The organism is Nonomuraea sp. NPDC049269 (assembly GCF_043197155.1).
Taxonomy (GTDB): domain Bacteria; phylum Actinomycetota; class Actinomycetes; order Streptosporangiales; family Streptosporangiaceae; genus Nonomuraea.
Map to the genome: position 1 here is coordinate 42,603 of NZ_JBICSO010000005.1, position 20,776 is coordinate 63,378.

General features: G+C 70.2%; 23 protein-coding genes. 11 read left to right on the plus strand and 12 right to left on the minus strand.

Features of this window, described 5'->3' with window-relative positions:
• Positions 1-1,896: a protein kinase gene (locus ACGFNP_RS27760; protein WP_393323778.1), complete on the plus strand. Its 1,896-nt coding sequence runs from the start codon at positions 1-3 to the stop codon at positions 1,894-1,896.
• A gap of 258 nt (positions 1,897-2,154) precedes the next feature.
• Positions 2,155-2,625 (plus strand): hypothetical protein, encoded by a 471-nt coding sequence (locus ACGFNP_RS27765; RefSeq protein ID WP_393323781.1) that lies wholly within the window; start codon positions 2,155-2,157, stop codon positions 2,623-2,625.
• Here the strand turns inward: ACGFNP_RS27765 and ACGFNP_RS27770 are convergent.
• Genes ACGFNP_RS27770 through ACGFNP_RS27780 form a run of 3 tightly spaced genes read right to left on the minus strand, consistent with a single transcriptional unit; the run spans position 2,603 to position 4,740 of the window.
• Positions 2,603-3,085, minus strand: coding sequence for a hypothetical protein (locus ACGFNP_RS27770; protein WP_358313695.1), 483 nt, complete (start codon positions 3,083-3,085; stop codon positions 2,603-2,605). The genes ACGFNP_RS27765 and ACGFNP_RS27770 overlap by 23 nt on opposite strands.
• A 45-nt stretch (positions 3,086-3,130) precedes the next feature.
• Positions 3,131-4,321, minus strand: coding sequence for a serine hydrolase domain-containing protein (locus tag ACGFNP_RS27775; RefSeq protein WP_393323784.1), 1,191 nt, complete (start codon positions 4,319-4,321; stop codon positions 3,131-3,133).
• A gap of 41 nt (positions 4,322-4,362) precedes the next feature.
• Entirely contained in the window at positions 4,363-4,740 is a 378-nt protein-coding gene (locus ACGFNP_RS27780; RefSeq protein ID WP_358313689.1) for a hypothetical protein, read from the minus strand.
• Between the two features lie 168 nt (positions 4,741-4,908).
• Between ACGFNP_RS27780 and ACGFNP_RS27785 the strand changes: the two genes are divergently transcribed.
• Positions 4,909-5,286 carry a TraR/DksA C4-type zinc finger protein gene (locus ACGFNP_RS27785; protein WP_358313687.1) on the plus strand — a complete coding sequence of 126 codons (378 nt, stop codon included), beginning with the start codon at positions 4,909-4,911 and terminating at the stop codon, positions 5,284-5,286.
• Positions 5,287-5,532: 246 nt separating this feature from the next.
• On the opposite strand, the gene ACGFNP_RS27790 is transcribed toward ACGFNP_RS27785, so the two are convergent.
• Positions 5,533-5,751 (minus strand): type II toxin-antitoxin system VapB family antitoxin, encoded by a 219-nt coding sequence (locus tag ACGFNP_RS27790; RefSeq protein ID WP_393323788.1) that lies wholly within the window; start codon positions 5,749-5,751, stop codon positions 5,533-5,535.
• Between the two features lie 19 nt (positions 5,752-5,770).
• Positions 5,771-6,604 carry a transglutaminase-like domain-containing protein gene (locus tag ACGFNP_RS27795; RefSeq protein WP_393323791.1) on the minus strand — a complete coding sequence of 278 codons (834 nt, stop codon included), beginning with the start codon at positions 6,602-6,604 and terminating at the stop codon, positions 5,771-5,773.
• 89 nt (positions 6,605-6,693) lie between these two features.
• Between ACGFNP_RS27795 and ACGFNP_RS27800 the strand changes: the two genes are divergently transcribed.
• Positions 6,694-7,341 (plus strand): dienelactone hydrolase family protein, encoded by a 648-nt coding sequence (locus ACGFNP_RS27800; protein WP_393323794.1) that lies wholly within the window; start codon positions 6,694-6,696, stop codon positions 7,339-7,341.
• Positions 7,342-7,421: 80 nt separating this feature from the next.
• Here ACGFNP_RS27800 and ACGFNP_RS27805 read toward each other — a convergent pair whose 3' ends face one another.
• Positions 7,422-7,979, minus strand: a complete 558-nt coding sequence (locus tag ACGFNP_RS27805) for a TetR family transcriptional regulator (protein WP_358313678.1) — start codon at positions 7,977-7,979, stop codon at positions 7,422-7,424.
• 85 nt (positions 7,980-8,064) lie between these two features.
• Between ACGFNP_RS27805 and ACGFNP_RS27810 the strand changes: the two genes are divergently transcribed.
• Entirely contained in the window at positions 8,065-9,201 is a 1,137-nt protein-coding gene (locus ACGFNP_RS27810) for an FAD-dependent oxidoreductase (RefSeq protein ID WP_358313675.1), read from the plus strand.
• Positions 9,202-9,361: 160 nt separating this feature from the next.
• Here the strand turns inward: ACGFNP_RS27810 and ACGFNP_RS27815 are convergent, their stop codons facing one another.
• Genes ACGFNP_RS27815 through manD form a run of 4 tightly spaced genes read right to left on the minus strand, consistent with a single transcriptional unit; the run spans position 9,362 to position 14,483 of the window.
• On the minus strand, positions 9,362-10,414 hold the full coding sequence (locus ACGFNP_RS27815; protein ID WP_393323798.1) for an L-idonate 5-dehydrogenase: 1,053 nt from the start codon (positions 10,412-10,414) through the stop codon (positions 9,362-9,364).
• A complete protein-coding gene (locus tag ACGFNP_RS27820; protein WP_358313669.1) occupies positions 10,411-11,793 on the minus strand; it encodes an MFS transporter in 1,383 nt (460 codons plus the stop codon). Before ACGFNP_RS27820 ends, ACGFNP_RS27815 begins: the two co-directional genes overlap by 4 nt.
• Positions 11,794-11,811: 18 nt before the next feature.
• Complete coding sequence (locus ACGFNP_RS27825; RefSeq protein WP_393323802.1) at positions 11,812-13,278, minus strand: mannitol dehydrogenase family protein; 1,467 nt, start codon at positions 13,276-13,278, stop codon at positions 11,812-11,814.
• Positions 13,275-14,483, minus strand: coding sequence for a D-mannonate dehydratase ManD (manD, locus tag ACGFNP_RS27830; protein ID WP_393323805.1), 1,209 nt, complete (start codon positions 14,481-14,483; stop codon positions 13,275-13,277). The genes ACGFNP_RS27825 and manD overlap by 4 nt, the downstream gene beginning before the upstream one ends.
• Positions 14,484-14,623: 140 nt before the next feature.
• On the opposite strand from manD, the gene ACGFNP_RS27835 reads away from it, so the two are divergent.
• The 6 genes from ACGFNP_RS27835 to ACGFNP_RS27860 all read left to right on the plus strand — a co-directional run bounded on the left by ACGFNP_RS27835 (position 14,624) and on the right by ACGFNP_RS27860 (position 19,224).
• A complete protein-coding gene (locus ACGFNP_RS27835) occupies positions 14,624-15,334 on the plus strand; it encodes a GntR family transcriptional regulator (RefSeq protein ID WP_393323808.1) in 711 nt (236 codons plus the stop codon).
• A 46-nt stretch (positions 15,335-15,380) separates the two neighbouring features.
• Positions 15,381-16,310 (plus strand): MerR family transcriptional regulator, encoded by a 930-nt coding sequence (locus ACGFNP_RS27840; protein WP_393323811.1) that lies wholly within the window; start codon positions 15,381-15,383, stop codon positions 16,308-16,310.
• A gap of 69 nt (positions 16,311-16,379) precedes the next feature.
• Positions 16,380-17,192 carry a PAS domain S-box protein gene (locus tag ACGFNP_RS27845; protein ID WP_393323814.1) on the plus strand — a complete coding sequence of 271 codons (813 nt, stop codon included), beginning with the start codon at positions 16,380-16,382 and terminating at the stop codon, positions 17,190-17,192.
• Entirely contained in the window at positions 17,176-17,643 is a 468-nt protein-coding gene (locus ACGFNP_RS27850) for a hypothetical protein (RefSeq protein ID WP_393323817.1), read from the plus strand. Before ACGFNP_RS27845 ends, ACGFNP_RS27850 begins: the two co-directional genes overlap by 17 nt.
• 45 nt (positions 17,644-17,688) lie before the next feature.
• The gene (locus ACGFNP_RS27855) at positions 17,689-18,174 is read left to right on the plus strand and encodes a DinB family protein (protein ID WP_358313649.1); all 486 of its coding nucleotides are present in this window, start codon (positions 17,689-17,691) and stop codon (positions 18,172-18,174) included.
• Positions 18,175-18,249: 75 nt separating this feature from the next.
• Entirely contained in the window at positions 18,250-19,224 is a 975-nt protein-coding gene (locus ACGFNP_RS27860) for a phosphotransferase (RefSeq protein ID WP_393323821.1), read from the plus strand.
• Here the strand turns inward: ACGFNP_RS27860 and ACGFNP_RS27865 are convergent.
• Both ACGFNP_RS27865 and ACGFNP_RS27870 read right to left on the minus strand, forming a co-directional pair.
• Positions 19,221-19,877: a nucleoside/nucleotide kinase family protein gene (locus ACGFNP_RS27865; RefSeq protein WP_393323824.1), complete on the minus strand. Its 657-nt coding sequence runs from the start codon at positions 19,875-19,877 to the stop codon at positions 19,221-19,223. The two genes, ACGFNP_RS27860 and ACGFNP_RS27865, sit on opposite strands and share 4 nt — an antisense overlap.
• Positions 19,874-20,758 (minus strand): sugar phosphate isomerase/epimerase family protein, encoded by an 885-nt coding sequence (locus ACGFNP_RS27870; protein WP_393323827.1) that lies wholly within the window; start codon positions 20,756-20,758, stop codon positions 19,874-19,876. The genes ACGFNP_RS27865 and ACGFNP_RS27870 overlap by 4 nt, the downstream gene beginning before the upstream one ends.
• Positions 20,759-20,776 lie beyond the last annotated feature (18 nt).

Here is a 20,776-nt window from a genome sequence, read left to right on the forward strand (position 1 = left end):
ATGCCGAACGCCCTGTCGCCACACCCCGGGGACCCGGCCGCCCTCGGCGGCTACCGGATCCTGGGACGGCTCGGCGAAGGCGGCCAGGGAGTGGTGTTCCTGGCCGAGGGGGACGACGGCGAGCGGGTCGCGATCAAGATGTTGAGGGCCGTGCCGGACGCCGAGGCGGCGGCCCGGTTCCGGCGGGAGGCAGAGGTGCTGCCCCAAGTGGCCACGTTCTGCACCGCCCAGGTCCTGCTCACCGGTACGGCGGACGGCGTGCCGTACATCGTCAGCGAACACGTCGACGGGCCGTCGCTGCAGCAGGCGGTGCGCGAACGCGGTCCGCTGCGACGGCGCGAACTGCACCGGCTGGCCATCGGCACGGTCACCGCGCTGGTCGCGATCCACCGGGCGGGAGTGGTGCACCGCGACTTCAAGCCCGGCAACGTGCTGCTCGCCGGCGACGGGCCCCGGGTCATCGACTTCGGCATCGCCCGCGTGGTGGACGGTGAGGCGACCGCGGGCGGGCCGATCGGGACTCCTTCGTACATGGCGCCGGAGCAGTTCGACGACGTCCCGGCCGGACCGGCGAGCGACCTGTTCGCCTGGGGCGCGACCATGGTCTTCGCCGCGACCGGTCGGCCGCCGTTCGGCGCCGATTCGCTGGCCGCGATCGTGAACCGGGTGCTGTATCAGGACGCCGACCTCGGCACGCTCGACGGCGAGTTGCGGGAGATCGTCGCCGCCTGCCTGGCCAAGGACCCGGCGGCCCGGCCCCGAGCCAGTGAGGTGCTGCTGCGGCTGCTCGGCCGCCCGGCCGGTCTCCCCCCGTCCGACCGGGTGCTGAAGGAGGGGACCGCAGCCGCCGAGCCCGCGCGCCCGTCTCCGAGGCCACTCCGGCGCCGGTTCGCCACCGGAGTGGGCGCCGTCGCCGTCGCGCTCGCCCTGGTCGCGGTGGCCCGCGGGCTCGCGGCCGACCCGTCGCGCCCCGCGCTGACGACACCCTCGCCGCCGCCACTCCGGCTGAGCGGCTCGCCCGCCGCGGCCACCAGCACGTTCACCGTCCCTGGGCTCACCGGCACGGTTTACGAGCATCCCTCTGACCCGATTCGGCTGACCTCGTACCTCTATCAAGAGAAGGGGAAGCTCGGCAGCCCGGCATATGTGCGCGAACGCGGCACCAACACGTTCCGGCAACTCGCCGAATACCGGAACACGGTCCTGTCACCGGATGGCACCATGTTCGCCGGCGTCTACGCCTTTCCGCAGTTCGCGGGGGAGGACGCCAATGAGGTGCGGTTCACCGAACGTACGACGGGACGGCAGTTCTCCGTCCCCACCGTGGCTGCCTTGCTCCAGGTGAAGTCTCCGCAATGGTCCAGGGACGGCAGGCGGCTGCTGCTGACGGCGTACTCGGGCAAGGAGGCCGTGGGCTCGGTCGTCGTGGACGTCGCCGCGCGGCGCGGCACGCTCACCCGGATCGGCACGCCGGGCGCCGGCACCCAGCCCTACCTGTGGCTCCCGGACGGCTCCGGGGTCGTCCGGATCGCCGGCAAGACACAGATCCGCGCGTACTCCCTCGACGGCACCGTCCTGCGCACGTATCCGGACGCCGCCGCGGCCGTCAACACCGACGAGTGGTTCTCCCCCTCGGGCCGTCGGCTCGCCGCGGTCTGTCCAGGCAAGCCCACCGCCGCCTGCCTGCTCGACACCGCCACCGGCGAGCGTCGGGCCCGGGTGCCGCTGCCCACGGGCACCGTGCTGTGGGGCTGGTTCAACGAGGACCATCTCCTGGTGTACGGGGACGGGATGGTCGACGTACTCGACGGGGCGGGCCGGCCGGTCCGGAGGCTCGCCGAACTCGAAACCGGCGACAAGGGCTTCTGGGAAGTGCACTTCACGCGGGCCTGGTAGCGCCCGGAGAGCCATGAAAGGCGCCCGCAAATCTTGGTCAACTGTTCCGAACAATGATGCGCCCCGAACATCCACCAGGCCCAGGCATGTTTCCCTATTGGCGGCGATGCCGACAGGTCATTCGTTACCGACAGGACAAATGTCCATTTCTATATAGGGGCGGCCCGATGGGCTTTCTTGCTAAATTCATTCCAGAGGATCTCCATCCTGGGCGGAAGGACGACGGGCCTCGGCGGTGGAATCCTCAACGCGGGCACCGTGGTTCTGGACCAGACCACCCTTGCCGGCAACCGCGCGGGAAACGGTGGCGCGTTCGCCAATAATGCGGACGCCACAGCGACGATCTTCTCCAGTCGGCTCAACGCGAACTCGACAATGGGCGTCGGAGGCGGCGCGATCCTCAACTCGGGGACACTGACGCTGTCCAAGAGCGTCCTGGCCGGGAACAGTGCGCCGATCAACGGCGGTGGGCTGAACACCCAGGTGACCGGCGTGTCGCACATTATCTCCAGCACCGTGGACAACAACGTATCCGGCAGCCTGGGCGGCGGCATCTCCAACCTGGGAACCACCACGCTCGATCGCGTCCTGGTCACGCGGAACAAGGGATCAGCCGGCGGTGGAATAGCCAACGGCAACGCCAATGTCGTCATCCGGAACTCGATTATCCGTGACAACATCCCGGACAATTGCAATCCGCTGAACACTATTCCGGGCTGCGTCGACTAGCTGTCGGCTCAGCGTCGGTGCTCGGTTCGTCGCGGGGCCAGATTTGCCTGCCTCGAGGAAGATCTCTGATGCCGCCACCTTCCGGGATCATGCCCCACAGGAAGGGGATCAGATACTGAGGCGGTTCGCCCAGGAGCCCGGCCAGCTCGTCCTCGGTGACGGTGAGGGTGAATGTCGCGCCTGGCCGCCCGGAGTTCCATCCTTGTTCGACGGCTCGCCGGACGCATCCCGCGACGAGGACGGGACGGACCACGATCGTTCGCTCTCCGTTCCAGTTGTCCGGCCGGGCGCAGGAGAGGGTCACCGTGAGAACGCTGCCCGGCTCCTGCGCTCGCTCGACGGCGAAGGTGAGGGGACTGGAGCCGGTGCCATCGCGGAACGTGGGCTTGTGGCTGACCCGCCAGCGGAAGACGGTGCCGTCGACGGTGATGAGCCGTGACCCCTTCTTGGGCATCGCCACAGCGGCCTCCAGAATCAGCGAGAGTGATGCGGGACGCCCGCAAGCCTAGAGGGAGGGCTGGGTCTTCATGGCGCGGTGGACCGCATCGAGGAGGGTGGCGGCTCGCCGGTCCGGTACGCCCTCTTGGATGTGGTTCATGACATAGCCGAACGCGAGGCCGCTCGCCGGGTCGGCGAAGCCGAGCGATCCGCCGTAGCCGGGGAACCCGAAGGCGGTCGGGCTGTACCAGAAGGCGTCGGGTGTCGGCAGCCCGAAACCCGTGCCGATCCGGACGGGAACCCGCAGGATGCGGTCGACACCACTGACCTGCTCCGCGGTCGCCGCGGCCAGGGTCTCGGGGGAGAGGATGCGCTGCCCGTCGACCTCGCCGATGAGCGCGGCGTAGAAGCGGGCCAGTGCGCGGGCCGTGCAGATGCCGTTGGTCGAGGGCATCTCGGCGGACTGCTCGTCGGGGTCGTTGTGGTCCAGCGGCGGCGTGATGACGCCCATCAACGACCGCACGGTCAACGACGTCGGGTCGGCGAAGGCTCTCATCACCTCGCGAGCGGATTCGGGAAGGGTGTCCAGGTCGAGGCCGGCCATGGCTTGCAGGTCGGGCGGGTCGGCGATGATCCGGCTGACCCGATGCTGCTCGGCTTTCGGCAGCCCGATCCACAGGTCCAGGTCGAGCGGCGCGGCGATCTCTTCGGCGAGGAACGTACCGATGCTGCGGCCGGTCACCCGGCGAACGACCTCTCCGACCAGCCAGCCGTAGGTGTGTCCGTGGTAGCCGTGTTCGGTGCCCGGCTCCCAGGACGGGCGCTGGGCGGCCAGCGCGGTCACCATCGGCTCCCAGGCGATCGCCTGGGCCGGGGTGATCGGGTGGTCGATCGTGGGCAGGCCGGCCTGGTGGGTGAGCAGCCAGCGGACGGGGATGCGGTCCTTGCCGTTCGCCGCGAACTCCGGCCAGCAGTCGGCTACGGGCGCGTCGAGGTCGAGTTCGCCGCGCTGGGCCAGCAGGTGCGCGCAGGCGGCGGTGATGCCCTTGGTGGTGGAATAGACGACCTGCAAAGTGTCGCGCTCCCAGCGGCGGCCGGTCTCGGGATCGGCGATTCCGCCCCAGAGGTCGACGACTTTGCGACCGTGCAGGTAGACGCCTACCGCCGCGCCCACTTCCTGGTTGCCGGCCAGATTGGCCGCGAACGCCGTACGCACTTCTTCGAATCCTGGTGCGGTCTCCCCGCCGATTTCGGGCATGCGTCATCGCCTTCCGGTCTTTGTGGTGGTGCCGGGAACCGCTAGCTGCGCCATTTCTCGATGAGCCAGGCGCAGAGCTCCGGCTCGGTCATCTCGGGAAACTCTTCGGTGAACGTGAGGAGCGTGCGCAGCGCTTCGCCCCGCTCCAGGCCACGCGCCGCCGCGTGCTTGAGGTACTCCTGACGTGCGGCGGAAGGACGGCCTCCGCCCGCGCCGCGGCCTGGCAGGCCGTTGCGCCACTGCACGATTTCGTCCAGTCGGTCAGCCCGCCAGCCGGGAACCCCGTCGATCTCGACGTCGGGCTCGGGAAACGGATGACTCGAATCGCTCGGATAGCGGGAGCGCCACTTGTGCACCGCGTGCCGGCTCACCCCCAGCGCCTCGGCGATGCCGACTCCGCCGAGGTAGTGCTCGGTCATGATGCACCAACTTGTCTGTACGGCCTCCTTGGGATCCCATCAGTACCACGCCTCGAACATTGTCTCTTGCAGAGACGACGATAGACCGGGCAAGGAATATCGTCAACGACGGAGACGAAGTTTTCCGAGAGGCATGAGCGCGGGCTGAGGGGAAGATGAAGAAGCGTGATGACCGAACGCGCCGCGCTTTCCCCCTCGGAGCAGGCGACCATACGAGAACTGCTCGACGCGGACCGTCAGAAGACCACGGCCCGCGTCGCCATCCTGGACCGTGACCGGGAGGAGATCGTCACATCGTCGGCGTTGACCGCCTCCGACGACGAGCACGACCCCGAGGGAACGTCCACCGCCTTCGAGCGGGCCCACGTCCAAGCCCTCCTCGACCAGGCCCTGAACCACCTCGCCGAGCTGGACCTCGCCTTCGAGCGGCTACGCGATGGCACCTACGGGAGCTGCGCGAGATGCGGGCAACGCATCGCCTTCGAGCGCCTGATGATCCTCCCGGCCACCAAGACCTGCGTCAGCTGCGCTTCCGGCCGCCGCTGACCTGCGCCGCTACCTTGTTCTCGGCAATAGCCAAACTGTCCGTTGAGATCAACGAGACGAAAGGTGATATATCCGGACATACAGCTTCTGCTCAGTGGCCGCAACAGCGCAGGGTCCCGCTCGGTAAGGATGGCCACTTGGGCGTCGCCGAGTACGTCGTCGTGGTAGATCTGGCAGAGCCGCACTGTGTCATCACTCGTATTCAGCTGTATTAGATGGCGCCGGTATCGATGAGATACAGCTCCGTCAAGCGACCTGTGCACCATCGCCCTTGTCCAGGGCCGAGTAGTCGATCTCACCCGCCGCGACCATTGCACGCATACGAGCTACGGCCGCTGCCCGTCTGCGTCGGTCAACGACCTCTCGTAGGGCGGCGTTGACCGGGTCCTTCTTGGATGAGGTGCCGAGCAACCTCGCGGCCTCGGCCGGTGCTTCGTCATCGAGGTCGATCAGGGTTTCGGTCATGATGCCAGCTCGCCTTTAGTCAGTAGATCATGTGCGTCGGGACCTCAAGGTCTTCGCTCTCGTAGAGCTGAGCCATGGCCTCGGGGTTGTCGGCGGCGCAGGTCGTGGCGATCACGTCCATGAGCGAGTCGTAATCGGGACCGGTGGCGCCCTGGTAGGAAGTCTCCATGCGGCCCCATTCGTCCCACGGCAGCATTTCGATCTTCTGCAGGGCCGCCAGGTCGCGGATCGCGTTGCCGCGGATTTCGGCCACGCCCCACGCGTGCGCGACTCCCGTGACGCCGAACGAGTCAGGGTCGGCCGAGCCTTGTCGATAGAGGCTCCAGGCTTCGCCGCCGGTCAGGAACTCTCCGGTGGCCAGGTCTTCGGGGGCGGTGACCAGGTTTTGGCTGCCGAGGATCTCAGTATCGATACGCACCCAACGTTGTTCGTCGGTACGCCAGTACTCCGTGATCCAGTGGTCGACGCTCTTGCCGGGGACGAAGTACGTGGCGAAGCCGCAGCGGGCGCGAGCGGGGATGCCCTGGAGGCGGAGAAGGGCGCAGCTGAGAAGGGCGAAGTGGCGGCATGTACCTACCACTCGCAGGTGCGCGGGCCGTGGGACATCCAGTGGGGCGGGGTCGAGGCTGGTGAGCGATCGGATGATGTCGCTTGTGCTGCGGAGGTTCTTCTCGGCCAGGCGTTCCTGGGGGATCGGCAGGGAGGCGGCATCGTGCGGTTGGATGACGAGGCCTTGGGCGATCTCGCAGATGTCGACTGGGGCGGTCGGGAGGCCTTTGGTGAGTGGTAACTGATCGGCATCAAGGCGGGTGAAGACACCTGGACCGCTGTAATCAATTGCGCTCGCTGCCATGTCGGCACTGTAGCGAGGGTCACTGACAAGCCAGTGGAGCCGCGACTGATTGTCCAAGGGAGGGAAGGGGAGGGGGAGAAAGGGAGACCATGGACATCGCGGAAACCGAGGTGCGGATCCCGGTCGGTGACGTGGCGCTGGACGCCGATGTCGCCGTGCCCGGTGAGCCGCGCGGGGTGGTGCTGTTCGCGCACGGCAGTGGCAGCGGTCGGCACAGCCCGCGCAACCGGTTCGTCGCGGCGCAGCTCCAGGCCGCCGGCCTGGTCACCGTGCTGGCCGACCTGCTGACCGCGGCGGAGGAACGGCGTGACGCCGTGACCGGTGAGCTCAGGTTCGACATCGGCCTGCTCGCCGGCCGCGTGGCCACGCTGACCGACTGGGCCGGGGCCGACTCCAGGACCGCGGACCTCGGCATCGGGCTCTTCGGCGCCAGCACCGGCGCCGCCGCGGCCTTGGTCGCCGCGGCGGAGCGGCCGGACGCGGTGCGTACGGTCGTCTCCCGAGGGGGTCGGCCCGACCTGGCCGGCGACTTCCTCGCCGAGGTGCGCCAGCCCACTCTGCTCATCGTCGGTGGTGACGACGCGGTGGTCATCGACCTCAACCGCTGGGCGCGGCAGCGGCTGCCCGGCGAGGTCCGGCTGGAGATCGTGCCGGGCGCGTCGCACCTGTTCGCGGAGCCCGGCACGCTGGAGGAGGTGGCCCGCCTGGCCACGGACTGGTTCGTCACCCGGCTGTGAAGGCCCGCCGACGGTCCGTCAACGCGGGGGGAGGCCCGCCGACGGTCCGTCTGCGCTGGGGGAGGCCCGTCGGCGTCCGTCTATGCCGGGGCGGGGCCTGTGAGATAGCGCTGGATCGTCGGGCCGAGCCAGGCGACCGTCTCGTCGCCGGACATCTGCCGCGCGGGCGGGAAGGCGAGGATGTACCGCACCAGCGCGATGCCCAGAATCTGAGCGCCGATCAGCGCGGCGCGGGTCGGTGTCTGCTCGGGGTCGCCGGTCAGCTTGACGACCAGCGGGGCGAGCTGCTCGGCGAAGATGGCGCGCATGCGTTCGGCCACGGCCTCGTTGGTGACAGCGGTACGCAGGAGCGCCTGCAGCGCGTCGTCGGCCTCCCAGCGGTCGAGGAAGTGGCGCACCAGGGCGGCGCCCACCTGCTCACGGTCGATGCCGGTCAGGTCGGGCAGGCGCAGGTCGAACTCGGCCGCCACGGCGAACAGCTTCTCCTTGCTGCCGAAGTACCGCATGACCATCGCGGGGTCGATCCGCGCGTCGGTGGCGATGGCCCGGATCGTCGCCCGCTCATAGCCGTCCGCGGCGAAGCGCTCGCGGGCCGCGGCCAGGATGAGCGCCTTGGTCTGCTCCGAAGATCTCCTCATGTCAACAAGTGTAGGCCAACGCCTGTTGACTTCCAATTCGCCCGGGGTTAGCGTTATGCCAACAAGCGTTGACCAAGGAGGAGCGATGGTTTCGGACGTACTGATCGTTGGGGCCGGGCCCGTCGGGCTGACCGCGGCGATCGTCCTGACCCAGCAGGGTCACCAGGTCACGATCGTGGACGCGCAGGCCGAGAGCCTCAACACCTCCAGAGCCGCCGTCGTGCACCCGCGTACCCTCGAACTGCTCAGGCCGTACGGCGTGGCGTCGGCGATGACCGCGCACGGCCTCCACACCCCGCGCTTCACCATCCGCGACCGGGACCGCGTGCTCGTCCCGGTGCCCTTCGACGGCCTGGACACGCCCTTCCCCTACACCTTGATGATCTCCCAGGCGGACACCGAGGCGTTCCTGCTGGCCAGGCTGGCGGAGCTCGGCGGCAAGGTGCTGCGCCCCGCCACGGTGACCGGCATCGAGCAGGACGCCGAAGGCGTCACCGCCACCCTCGACGACGGGCAACGGATCCGTGCCGCCTACCTGATCGGCGCCGACGGGATGCACAGCATGGTCCGGGAGAGCGCCGGGATCGCCTTCGACGGCGGCGCCTACGAGGAGTCGTTCACGCTCGCCGACGTGCGCCTTTCCGGTGGTGTTCCGCGGAACGAGGTCATCCTCTACTTCTCACCCGCGGGGCTGGTCGTCGTCGCGCCGCTGCCCGGCGGGTCCTACCGGATCGTCGCCACGGTGGACCAGGCGCCCCAGCGGCCCGATGCCGCGTTCGTCCAGCGGCTGCTGGACGAACGCGGGCCCGAGGCCGAGCCCGCCGTCGTGCACGAGGTCCTCTGGGGATCGCGCTTCCGCGTGCACCACCGCATCGCCGCCACCTACCGCAAGGACCGCGTCCTGCTGGCCGGCGACGCCGCGCACGTCCACTCTCCCGCCGGCGGCCAGGGCATGAACCTCGGCATCGACGACGCCGTCACCCTGGGCGAGACCCTCTCCCGCGTGCTGCGGGGCGCCTCGCCCGACCTGCTCGACGGCTACGCCACCGGCCAGCGGCCGCAGGCCGAGAAGGTGGTCGCCCTGGCCGGCACGCTCACCGCCCTGGCCACGGCCGCGTCCGGGAAGCGGCTGCTGCGTAATCTGGTCCTGAGGCTGGCGGGGAAGATCCCCGCCGTTCGGCACCGTCTGGCCTGGCAGCTGTCCGGCTTGAACCGCCGATGAGCTCGCGGGCGGCTGACCGGACGTCCGATCCGGCGAGCCGCCATGACCGGCTCCGTTGCCCGCCACTCCGGCGAGCCATGGCCGGATTCCTTGCCCGCCACTCCGGTGAGCCATGGCCGGCTTCGTTGCCCGCGACTCCGGCGAGTCATGGCCGGCTTCGTTACGCGTCCCCGGCTTCCGAGGCCGTCCCGCCCAGCCGCAGCATCACCTTGCTGCTGCCGCTCGCCGGGTCGGCGGCGACGACGAGTGCCTCGGCGGCCTGGTCGAGGGTGAAGCGGTGGCTGATGATCGGGGAGACGTCGAGGCCGTCCCGCATCGCGTCCAGGGCCTCGTCGATCTCCTCGGCGAAGCGGTACGAGCCGATCCAGGTGATCTCCCTGGTCACCAGGTCGCCCAGGGCCGCGAGGGCGGGCGTCCCGGGGAGGTTGCCGACCTGGACGAGGGTGCCGCCGCGGGCCGTCGCCCGCAGGACGGAGCCGAGCGCGGCCGGCGCACCCGAGGCCTCGAAGACCAGCTCGACATCCTCGGGGAGCGCCGCGTCGCCGCTGACGTCGAAGGTCTCGTCCGCGCCCATGGCGCGGGCGACGGCGAGGGAGGTCTTGGCGATGTCCGTGGCGATGACCGTGGCCGCTCCGCGGTGTTTCGCGGCGGCCACGACCAGTGAGCCGATCGAGCCGGCGCCGTTGACCAGCACGGTCTTCCCACGCAGATCCCCGGCGCGGGACACGGCGTGCATCGCCACGGCCAGAGGCTCGGCGAGGGCGCCGTGCTCGGTGCCGACGCCTTCGGGCAGGGGCCGGACCTGGGCCGCGCGGACCACGCGGTACTCGCTGAAAACGCCGTCGGTGTGGGGATCGAAGGCGGCCGATCCGAAGTAGCGGATCCGGGGGTAGAGGTTCGTACGGCCGGCGAGCCGGTCGGGCAGGCGGCCGTCACCGATCAGCTCGGCCGGGTGCACGGTGACCGGCTGGCCCACCGCGAGACCGCGGACACCCGGGCCGAGGCCGGCGATCCGGCCGGCGACCTCGTGCCCGAGCACCAGCGGGTGCCTGAGTACGGCGGTCCCGGAGGCCCCGTGCTTCCAGTACGTGATGTCGGAGCCGCAGATCCCGCCCCATTCCATGGCGAGGAGGACCTCCGCTTCCCCGGGCACCGGATCGGGGCGTTCGTCGATCCGGAGGTCGCCGGGGCCGTGCACGACGACGGACTTCATGCTGCGTCCTCCAGAAGGACCAGGTCGCGTCCGCGGGTCTCCGGGGCGAGGATCGTGGACAGCAGGGTGATGAGGGAGTAGACGACGAGCATCGCCGCGATGGGCCACCAGCTACCGGTGACGGCGGTGAGGGTCGCCGCGACGACCGGGCCGATGGCGGTGGCCAGGATGCCGCCGATCTCCTTGGCGAGGGCGAGCTGGGTGAAGCGGGTCCGGGAGCCGAACAGCTCGGCCATCGTGACGCTCTCCAGCGAGAACAGGCTCAGGACGCCGATGTTCAGCCCGAAGATCATGCCCAGCATCAGGGCGGCCGTGCTGCCGGAGGTGATCAGCAGCATCATCGGGAACGCGAAGGCGACGGTCAGCAGGGTCACCGCGATGTACATGGGGCGGCGGCCGAACCGGTCGCCGAGCAGGCCGACCAGCGGCACGGTGGCGAACCCCAGCAACGAGCCGTAGACGATGGCGCTGGTCGGGATCGACCGGTCGACAAGCAGCGTGGTGGCGAGATAGCCGACGAGGAAGGTCTGGACCAGGCCCGAGTTGCCGGCCTGACCGAACCTCAACCCGAGGGCCAGGAAGAACGCCTTGCCCTTGCGCTGCCGGAGCCCGGCCTCGAGAACGCTCTTGTTCTCCTCCTGGAAGACGGCCTCGGCCTCGGTACGGGACATCGCGACGCCGTCCACGACGTCGGGCCGCTCTTCGAAGACCGGGCTCTCCTTGAGATTGCGGCGTACCCATACCGCGAACACCATGAGCACGAAGCTCAGCAGGAACGGCAGCCGCCACCCCCACGTGAGCAGTTGCTCCTCACTGAGGACGGCGAGCAGGATCGCCCACAGGCCCGACGCCGCCAGCGTGCCGGTGTTGGTGCCGAGCGACACCAGCGACGCGACCAGGCCGCGCCGCTTCACGGGGGCGTACTCGGCGAGCATGACCGTGGCTCCGGCGATCTCCGCGCCGGCCCCGAAGCCCTGGATGAGCCGCAGGACGACCAGCAGGATCGGGGCCAGGATGCCGATCACCGCGTAGGTCGGCAGCACGCCGATCAGCGTGGTCGACGCGCCCATCAGCAGGATGGTGGTGATCAGGACCTTCTTGCGGCCGATCCGGTCGCCCATCCGGCCGAAGTAGATGGCGCCGGCCAGCCGGGCGACGTATCCGACGCCGTAGGTGGCCATGGCGGCGATCAGCCCGATCGCCGGGCTGACGTCCGGGAAGAAGATCTTGTTGAAGACGATGGCGGCCGCCAGCGAGTAGAGCTGGAAGTCCATGAACTCCATCGCCGTGCCGAGCCAGCCGGACATGGCCGCCCTGACGAGGTCACGGGTCGTCCTTGTCACGGGGCCCGCGGGCTCCGTCTGTGTGCTGTCTTTCATGGGAACTCCGTGGTGGGTTCAGATCTCGACGCGGCCGGCCCGCAGTGCGGGGAGCCGGGCGGCGGTGCCGGAGACGAGTGCGCCGTCCCCGGCCAGGTCCGCCGCGCCCAGCACGCTGAGCAGCCGGCGGATGGTGTCTTCGTGATCGGATGTCTCGTGCCAGCAGGCCGCCAGCTCCGCGGCGGCGGGGTCCGTCGTGCCGAACAGCTGCTCGCCGCCGGCGGGCCGGGTCGCGTTCGCCCAGGCGGCGAGCGCGAGCTCGAGCGTCGGAGTGGCGGCGGCGGCGGCGCGCAGCGAGCGGAGGGCGCCGAACCAGCGTTCCGGGATCTTCCGGGAGCCGTCGGAGCCGATCTGCCGGAGCAGGTGCCGCATCCCGGGGTTGCGGAACCGCTCGACCAGGTCGTCAGTGTACGTGGCCGGGTTCGGCCCGTCGGCTGGCAGTGTCGGTGCGAGCTCCGCGCCCAGGGCCCGGACCAGCCGTTCACCCCAGCCGGTCGCCATGACGTCGGCGATCGTCGCGCAGCCCGCCGCCGCCCCGAGATAGGCCATGGCCGAGTGGGACCCGTTGAGCAGCCGCAGCTTCGTGAGCTGGTACGGCCCGACGTCGGGGACGAACAGGGCGCCGTCGAGCTCCCACGGCGGACGCGGGCCGGCGAAGGAGTCCTCCAGAACCCACTGCCGGTACGGCTCGCCGACGACCGCCACCTCGTCGCGCACGCCGAGCGCGCTACAGGCCGCCGCCCGGTCCGCGTCGGTCGTCGCGGGCACGATGCGGTCGACGATCGTGGCGGGGAAGGCGACCGAGGTGGCCAGCCAGTCGAGGACGGCCCGCCGGTCCGGCCACGACGAGGCTTCGACGAAGCCCCGGACCACCGTGCCGAGCGCGGCGCCGTTGGCGGCCATGTTGTCGCAGGACACGACGCTGATCGGGGCGCCGTTGACCCGCATCCGCGCGGCGAGCCCCGCGGCGAGCCGGCCGACGACCGTGGTGATGTCCGCCGTCCGCCGCGCCGCGAGGTCGGCGGCGATCAGCGGTGCGCCGGTGTCGAGCTCGCCGGTGCCGGGGCGGCGGTAGTGGCCGTTCTCGGTGATCGTCAGGGTCAGCACGGTGACGTCGGGGTCGGCGAGCAGGTCGTCGACCCGCTCGGCGTCCGGGCGCAGCCCCAGCGCGTCGACGATCGACCCGACCGCGCGGGTGGCGGTGGTCGCCGGGTGGCGTTCGGTCACCGAGTACAGGCAGTCCTGGGCGCGCATGGCCTTGACCACCCGCGTCGAGTTCGGGGCCACGGCGACGATGCCCCACGGCTCGCCGCCGCGGGCTGCCGCGTTCTCGGTGTAGACCGCCTGGTGTGCCCGGTGGAAGGCGCCGAGGCCGAAGTGCACGATCCGCGGGCGAAGCTGCCGGGGATCGACGGCCGGGCGCAGCTCGGGAGCGATCCGGTCGAGCGTGGCGCGGCTCAGCGAGGGCGCCGTCAAGGTCTTCACCAGTCATGCACCGAACCGTCGAGGCGCCGCGCGACCGGCAGGTAGCGGGCCTCGTAGGGGAAGCGCGCGGCCTCCTTCTCGTCGTACTCGACGCCGAGACCGGGCTCCTCCGACGGGTACAGCATGCCGTCGGACAGCGTCACTCCGCTGCGGAAGACCTCCGCGGTCTCGTCCGCGTGGCCCATGTACTCCTGGATGCCGAAGTTCGGCACCGAGATGTCGACGTGCACCGCGGCGGCGAGGGTGATCGGCGACAGGTCCGTCGCCCCGTGCGAACCGGTGCGGACCTGGTAGAGCGCGGCCAGGTCGAAGATCCGGCGCAGGTGCGTGATCCCGCCGGCGTGGACGACCGTGGTGCGCACGTAGTCGATGAGCTGCTCGGTGATGAGGTGCTGGACGTCCCAGATGGAGGTCAGCGCTTCCCCCACCGCGATCGGTGTCGTCGTGTGCTGCCGGATGAGCCGGAACGACTCCTGGTTCTCGGCCGGGGTCGGGTCCTCCATCCAGAACAGCCGGCAGTCCTCGACCCGCTTGCCGAAGCGGGCCGCCTCGATCGGGGTGAGCCGGTGGTGGATGTCGTGCAGGAGGTGGAAGCCGAAACCGAAGCGCTCGCGTACGGCTTCGAGATAGGTCGGCGCGAACCCGAGGTAGGCCTCGGTGTCCCAGGGCTGCTCGTCGGGCAGCGAGCTCGCGGCCGGCTCGTACACCTTGCCCTTGCGGACCCCGTAGGTGCCACCGACGTCCGGGACGGCGGCCTGGGCGCGGACCGCCTTGTAGCCGAGATCGAGGAACCGCTCGACATCGTCGAGCAGGGCGGGGACGTCCGCGCCGCTGGCGTGCGAGTAGACCATGACGCCGTCGCGGGAACGGCCGCCGAGCAGCTGGTAGACCGGCAGGCCGGCGACCTTGCCCTTGATGTCCCACAGGGCCGTGTCCACGGCGGAGATCGCCGTCATCGTGACGGGGCCGCGGCGCCAGTACGCGCCACGGTAGAGGTACTGCCACATGTCCTCGATGCGCGCCGGATCCTTGCCGATCAGCAGGGGCACGAGGTGCTCCTGCAGGTAGCTCGCGACGGCGAGCTCACGGCCGTTCAGTGTGGCGTCGCCGAGGCCGGTCACGCCGTCCGACGTCGTGATGCGCAAGGTGACGAAGGTCCGCCCCGGGGAGGCGACGAACACCTCGGCCCGCTCGATCTTGCTCACAGGTCCCACTCCTTCGGACAGCCTTCATCGTGGTCGCACAGTACTGATATACAAGCATCTGTCGCACAGATGCGCAATACCAGTTGTGCGCCCGCGGATCGGCTGCTCGCTCAGGCGTCCCGCGCCGGTAGGGTGAGCGTGTGGCCGGATCGAATCAGCGGCGGACCAGCCGACGCACTGTCTACGAGGCCCTGCGCCGCAAGGTCCTGACCCTTGAGCTCCCGCCGGGGACGGCCCTGTCGGAGAACGAGCTGGCGGCCTCGCTCAAGGTGAGCCGCACACCGGTCCGGGAGAGCTTGATCCTGCTGTCCGAGGAGGGCCTGGTCCAGATCTTTCCCCAGGTCGGTTCGTTCGTCTCACGTGTCGACCCGGCCAGGGTGGCCGACGCGCAGTTCCTGCGCGAGGCCGTGGAGATGGCCTCCCTCGACGACCTGCCCGCCGAGCTCGACTCCCAGCTGGTCGACGAGCTCCGGCGCAACCTCAGGGAGCAGCAGCAACCGGGCCTTGATCTCGAGGGGTTCTTCGAGCTCGATGAGTCCTTCCACCAAGGCCTGCTGCGGCTGAGCGGGCATGGCAGCGCCTGGACGACCGTGGCATCGGCCAAGGGCCATCTCGATCGCGCGCGCCGGCTCGGCCTCCACGAGACCCCGGCGACGGACTTCGCCGCCCAGCACGTCCAGATCCTCGACGCGGTGCTCGCCGGCGACGTCGCGCTGGCCCGCACGGCCATGCGCACCCACCTGAGAGCCGTCTTCAACGACGTCGAACGCATCCGGGAGCACTCGCCGGAGCTGTTCGCGACGGATTCGGGATCGGCTCCGGTACGCCGCAACGTCGTCGTCTGGGAGTAGCCGCCGGGCTTGAGTCTCCAGTAAGGGGAGACGCGAAGGTGAGGGCATGGACGGCGACACGCGCTACTCGATCGGTGACCTGGCCCGGCGGACCGGGCTGACGGTCAAGGCCATCCGGTTCTACTCCGATCAGGGGATCGTGCCGCCGGCCGACCGCAGCCCGGCCGGCTACCGCCGCTACGGCATCGACGCCCTCGCCCGCCTGGAGCTCGTACGGACGCTGCGCGACCTGGGGCTGGATCTTCCCACGATCCGGAAGGTCGTGGACCGGGAGATCTCGCTCGCCGAGGTCGCCGCGGCGCACGCCGACGCGCTGGCGGTGCAGATCCGCACGCTTCGGCTGCGGCGCGCGGTGCTGACGGCGGTGGCCAGGCGCGGGTCCACACCTGAGGAGATGGATCTCATGCACAGACTGGCCAAGCTCTCCGAGGACGAACGCCGGCGACTGATCGGCGACTTCCTCGACACCGCCTTCGGCGGCCTCCCCGAGTTCGCCGGGGCCATGCGCTCGATGACCCCCGAGTTGCCGGACAATCCCGAGGCCGAGCAGGTCGAGGCATGGGTCGAGCTGGCCGAACTGTCCCAGGATCCGGACTTCCGCGCCGGTATGCGGCGCATGGCCGAGCAGTACGCGGCCGAGCGGGCGCAGGGCGACACCGCGGTCCTGCGCCGCGGCTCCGCCGCGATGGTCCGTGAGGAGGCCGGCCCGGCCGTGGCGGCCGGCCTCGACCCCGCCTCACCCCAGGCCGACGCGGTCGTCGCAGCGGTCACGGCTCGCTACGCGAACGTTTTCGGCTGCCCCGACGACGACGGCCTCCGGCGGCGGCTGTTGGCGCGGCTGGAGAGCGCGAACGATCCTCGCCGGGAGAGATATCTCCGGCTGCTCGCGGTGATCAACGGCTGGTCGGCCCCGGAGAGCCTGGCGCCGGTGCTCGACTGGTTCGTCCGAGCTCTGCGTGTCCGGATGCCGGAGTAGCGGAGAGCGCACGACGGATCGTCAGGGATAACCCCTCGATCCATCACTATATGCATTAATCTAGCAACCGTGAGTAACAGAGTCGATGTCGGCGCCCCTCATTTTCGCCGTACGATCATCCGCGTGCTGCACCGCATCGGCCGGCGTGGGGCCTCCCTGGCGTTCGTCGGTCTGCTGAGTCTGGCGATCGCCGCTTCTCTGGCGTACGTACCGGCTGACCAGCGGGTCGCCCCCGGATACGCCATGCTGGCCTCCATCGCTCCCCTGGGCGTGTGGGCGCTGGTCTGGTGTGCCACCGGCGCTCTGTGCCTGGTGCAGATGTTCATGCGCTCGGATCGCGTGGCCTTCGCCGTCGCCACCGCCCTGCTCATGTTGTATGGCCTGGTGTACCTGTTCTCCACCTTCACCGGTGCCAACCCGCGTGGGTGGGTCGGCGGCGCGGTCTGGCTGGCTTTCGGCGGCTGGATCTCGCTGATCGCCACCTGGCCCGAGGCCGTCGTGGTGAGCCGCTTCCCGGGTGGCGAGGCCGAGCCGGGGGCCGAGCCGGAGGCCGTCATCGTCGCCGACGGCGCCGGGGTCATCCAGTCGTGGAACCCCCAAGCCGCGAGCCTGTTCGGCTGGACCATCGACGAGGCGGTCGGACGATCGCTGACGATGCTGATGCCGCCCCGCTTTCGCGCCCAGCACTCCGCCGGACTCGCCCGGGTGCGCTCCTCCGGTCGCTCGGACCTGGCCGGGCGGATCATTCCGCTGGTCGGCCTGCACCGCGACGGCACCGAGTTCGCCATCGCCCTCACCGTCAACGCCTGGCACAGCGATGACGGAGTCACCTATACCGGCGTGATCCGGCCCATCGGAGGCGGCAGTGTCCAGCCTGAGTAACCTCCTGATCCAGTTCTCCGTCGGCATCGTCCCGCTCGGCGTGGCCTATCTCGCCTTCCGCTCCGCCACCGACGCCAACAAGAAGACGCAACAGACCGCGCTGCTGCAGGCCGAACGCCACGCCGAGCTGGAACGCTCCAAGGTCGACGCCGACGCCTACGTCCGCGCCAAAACGATCTACGAGGACGCGCTGACCCAGATGGAGCGGCAGGTGGACCGCCTGCAGGACCAAGCCACCCAGCTCAGCGCCGACCTGGCCAGCGAACAGACCGGATCCGCGGCGATGCGCGAGCAGATCCGCCAGTTCCAGGCCCAGATCCGTGCCCTCGAACGCACCGTGGCCGCGCTGCGCGGCCAGCTCATCGAGGCGGGGCTGTCCCCCGTGTCCGGCTCCGAGACCACCGGGCCGCACATGATCGGCGGCCCGCCGCGCCCTCGACCGGCCGAATGAAGCGGCCGGATCTTGTCGGTTGCGGTCGCTAAGCTCGGCGCCACCATGAACAAAGAGACTGAGACCCTCCTCGCAGTCCTCAACAGTCAGCGCGATCACGTGCTCGGCATCCTGGACGGCCTTCCGGAGGATGCGCTGCGACGGCCGGTGCTGCCGTCGGGCTGGACGTGCCTGGGGCTGGTGCGGCACCTCGCCCTCGACGTCGAGCGATTCTGGTTCCGCGCCGTCGTCGGCGGCGAGTCGGTCGAGCTCGAAACGGGGGACGCCGCCTGGCAGGTGGCCCCCGACGTGACGGCCGAGGCGGTGTTCGGCTCATACCGGCGGGAGACGGAGCTGGCGAACGCCATCATCGCCGCCACCCCGCTCGACGCCCCACCGGTCTGGTGGCCCGATGACTTCTTCGGCGACGCGCCGCCCCGCGACCTGCGTACGATCATCCTGCATGTGATCACCGAGACCGCGTGTCACGCCGGGCACCTCGACGCCGCCCGAGAGCTGACCGACGGCAGAACCTGGCTGGTCCTGACGTAGCCGCGCCCATCTGGTTCGCCGGGGCCGGGCGATATTCGAAACGCTCGGCTGGGTGGGGTCGGTAGGGTGGCGGGCGTGAAAGATCGGCCGGCGGGGCTTGATGAGCGGGCGTTGCGCGACCTCCTGGGCGCTTGGGGGATCGGGGCTGTTTCGCTGGACTACGCGCCGGTCGGGTTCGGGGACTACCACTGGGTCGCGGCTGATGCCGATGGGCCGCGGTGGTTCGTCACGGTCGCGGATCTGACGCAGAAGGGTCTGTTCGAGGAAGGCTCCGCGGAGAGCGGGCTGCGGCAGGCCATGGACACCGCCGTCGCCCTGCGCGAGCAGGGGCTGGACTTCGTCGTCGCGCCCCTGGCCACCGGCCGGGGCGAATCACTTCGGCTGCTCGGCCAACGGCATGCGGTGAGCGTCTTTCCGCTGGTAAGCGGGCGCACCGGGGATTTCGGCGAGAGCCTGGCGGCCGGCGAGCGCGCCGCGGTCGTGGAACTGCTCGCCGAGTTGCACCGTACGGTGCCGCCGGCTTCGGCTCCCGTGCGGCCCCTGCGCATTCCGGCGCGGGATCGGCTGGAGGACGCCCTCCGGGAGACGGGCGGGGTCTGGCAGGGCGGGCCGTACGCGGAACCCGCCCGAGCTCTGGTGGCCGAGAGCGCCGGGAGGTTACGGGAGCGGCTGGACGAGTTCGACCGGCGGGCCGATGAGGTGAGCGGCGAGCACCTCGTGGTGACCCACGGTGAGCCGCATCCCGGCAACCTCGTGCTGGCCGACGGCGGCCCACTGCTGGTGGATTGGGACACGGTGGGGTTGGCGCGGCCCGAGCGGGATCTGTGGCTGGTCGCCGACGGGCCGGAGGATCTGGCACGGTACGCGGACATCACCGGGCGGCGGCCCGATCCGGAGGTCATGGACCTCTACCGGCTGCGCTGGGCCATCGAGGACGTGGCCCTTTACGTGGACGACTTCCGCGGGCCCCATGAGAGCGGCACCGACAGCCGCCAGGCGTGGGAGGCGCTCACCGGCACCGTAACCGACCTCTGTGGCCAGTACGGCTAGGCCTCCAGCGTGCGCAGGGTCGGGTCGGAGATCACCAGGTCGGCGCCCGGACGGGTGCCGCTGACCAGGATCGCGTTCCGCTGGTCGGTGCCCATCACCCAGGCCACGGCGGCGTCGTGCTCCTTGCCGAACTGTTCGTGGCGGGCGACGAGCCGTCGCACCCGTTCGGTCTCGTCGAGATCGCAGTACCAGACCTCGTCGAGCTGGGGCCGGACCCGCGCCCAGTCGCCCTGGTCCAACAGCAGGTAGTTGCCCTCGGTGACGATGAGGCGGGCGGTCCGCGGGATCGGGATGCTGCCCGCGATCGGCTGTTCCAGGTCGCGTTCGAACGCGGGGGCGTAGATCACGTCGTCCTCGTCCGCGCGCAGGCGGCGCAGCAGCGCGGCGTAGCCGGCGGCGTCGAAGGTGTCAGGGGCGCCCTTGCGGTCGCGGCGGCCGAGCCGGTCGAGTTCCACGTCGGCGAGGTGGAAGCCGTCCATCGGCACGTGCGCCACCCAGTCGAGCGCGGGCTGGTCCTGCCGCAGCAGCCGGATCAGGTGCTCGGCGAGCGTCGACTTGCCGGCTCCGGGGCTGCCCGTGATGCCCAGCACCGCGCGGTGGCCGTCGCGTACGAGGGAGCGGGCTCGGGCGGCCAGGTCGGCGAGGGTCGTCATCGAGTCTGGCTCGCGTGCAGCTGACCGGCGATGAAGCCGTGGGCCTGGCGGGCCAGGTCCTCGCCGTCGGACCACAGGTTGCGCCAGACGGCCAGGTCGTTCGACAGGCCGCGCGCCACCACGGCCGAGGAGAAGGACTCGAAGGTGATCGGCCCGCGGTAGCCGATGTCGGCCAGCGCGTGGAAGAACGAGGTGAAGTCCAGGTGCCCGGAGCCGAGATAGCCGCGGTGGTTCTCGCCGATGTGGACGTAGCCGAGCCGGGATCCGACCTCGCGTACTGGCCGTACGAGATCGTCCTCTTCGATGTTCATATGGTAAGTGTCCAGGTGAATGAGGACATTGTCCTCCCCGATGTCGTCCGCGAGCCGGAGCGCGTCGTGCGCGGTGTTGATGACGTTGGTCTCGTAGCGGTTGCAGATCTCCAGGCCGAGCGTCATGCCGCGCCGCCGCGCCTCCTGCGCCAGGCCGCGCAGCACCGACACCACGTTGCGGCGCCCGGCGTCGGTGAGCGGGCGGTCGTACTTGCCCAGGGCGCTGTAGAGGGCGCCGGTGAAGTGCGTGCCGCCGAGTTCGCCGGTGATGGCGAGCGAGTCCTGCAGCAGCTTCTCGCCGCGCGCCACCACGTCGGCGTCGTCGCTGGAGACGTCGGCGTCGAAGGCGAGTCCGCGCGAACACGCCACGCCGAGACCGGCGGACCGCAGGGCGTCGCGCGCGGCCGGGACGTCGAGGTTGATGGAGTCGTGCAGCGACAGTTCGAGCAGGTCGAAGCCGGTCTCCTTGGTCTTGCGGATCGCGTGCTCCACCGACGCGGGCGTGGTGTCGCCGGCCCAGACGAGGGCGTGCACGCCGATGGGGTTGGTCGTGGTGGCGGTGAGGGTCATCGTGGTGCCTTCTGTTGA

Bases quoted from the DNA above. Each gene is read 5' to 3' on its own strand.
- ACGFNP_RS27820 (WP_358313669.1), bottom strand. From the start codon at position 11,793: ATGAAAGACAGCACACAGACGGAGCCCGCGGGCCCCGTGACAAGGACG.
- ACGFNP_RS27840 (WP_393323811.1), top strand. From the start codon at position 15,381: ATGGACGGCGACACGCGCTACTCGATCGGTGACCTGGCCCGGCGGACC.
- ACGFNP_RS27760 (WP_393323778.1), top strand. From the start codon at position 1: ATGCCGAACGCCCTGTCGCCACACCCCGGGGACCCGGCCGCCCTCGGC.
- ACGFNP_RS27805 (WP_358313678.1), bottom strand. From the start codon at position 7,979: ATGAGGAGATCTTCGGAGCAGACCAAGGCGCTCATCCTGGCCGCGGCC.
- ACGFNP_RS27810 (WP_358313675.1), top strand. From the start codon at position 8,065: ATGGTTTCGGACGTACTGATCGTTGGGGCCGGGCCCGTCGGGCTGACC.
- ACGFNP_RS27865 (WP_393323824.1), bottom strand. From the start codon at position 19,877: ATGACGACCCTCGCCGACCTGGCCGCCCGAGCCCGCTCCCTCGTACGC.
- ACGFNP_RS27790 (WP_393323788.1), bottom strand. From the start codon at position 5,751: ATGACCGAAACCCTGATCGACCTCGATGACGAAGCACCGGCCGAGGCC.
- ACGFNP_RS27775 (WP_393323784.1), bottom strand. From the start codon at position 4,321: ATGCCCGAAATCGGCGGGGAGACCGCACCAGGATTCGAAGAAGTGCGT.
- ACGFNP_RS27800 (WP_393323794.1), top strand. From the start codon at position 6,694: ATGGACATCGCGGAAACCGAGGTGCGGATCCCGGTCGGTGACGTGGCG.
- ACGFNP_RS27780 (WP_358313689.1), bottom strand. From the start codon at position 4,740: ATGACCGAGCACTACCTCGGCGGAGTCGGCATCGCCGAGGCGCTGGGG.
- ACGFNP_RS27870 (WP_393323827.1), bottom strand. From the start codon at position 20,758: ATGACCCTCACCGCCACCACGACCAACCCCATCGGCGTGCACGCCCTC.
- ACGFNP_RS27795 (WP_393323791.1), bottom strand. From the start codon at position 6,604: ATGGCAGCGAGCGCAATTGATTACAGCGGTCCAGGTGTCTTCACCCGC.
- ACGFNP_RS27855 (WP_358313649.1), top strand. From the start codon at position 17,689: ATGAACAAAGAGACTGAGACCCTCCTCGCAGTCCTCAACAGTCAGCGC.
- ACGFNP_RS27815 (WP_393323798.1), bottom strand. From the start codon at position 10,414: ATGAAGTCCGTCGTCGTGCACGGCCCCGGCGACCTCCGGATCGACGAA.
- ACGFNP_RS27785 (WP_358313687.1), top strand. From the start codon at position 4,909: ATGACCGAACGCGCCGCGCTTTCCCCCTCGGAGCAGGCGACCATACGA.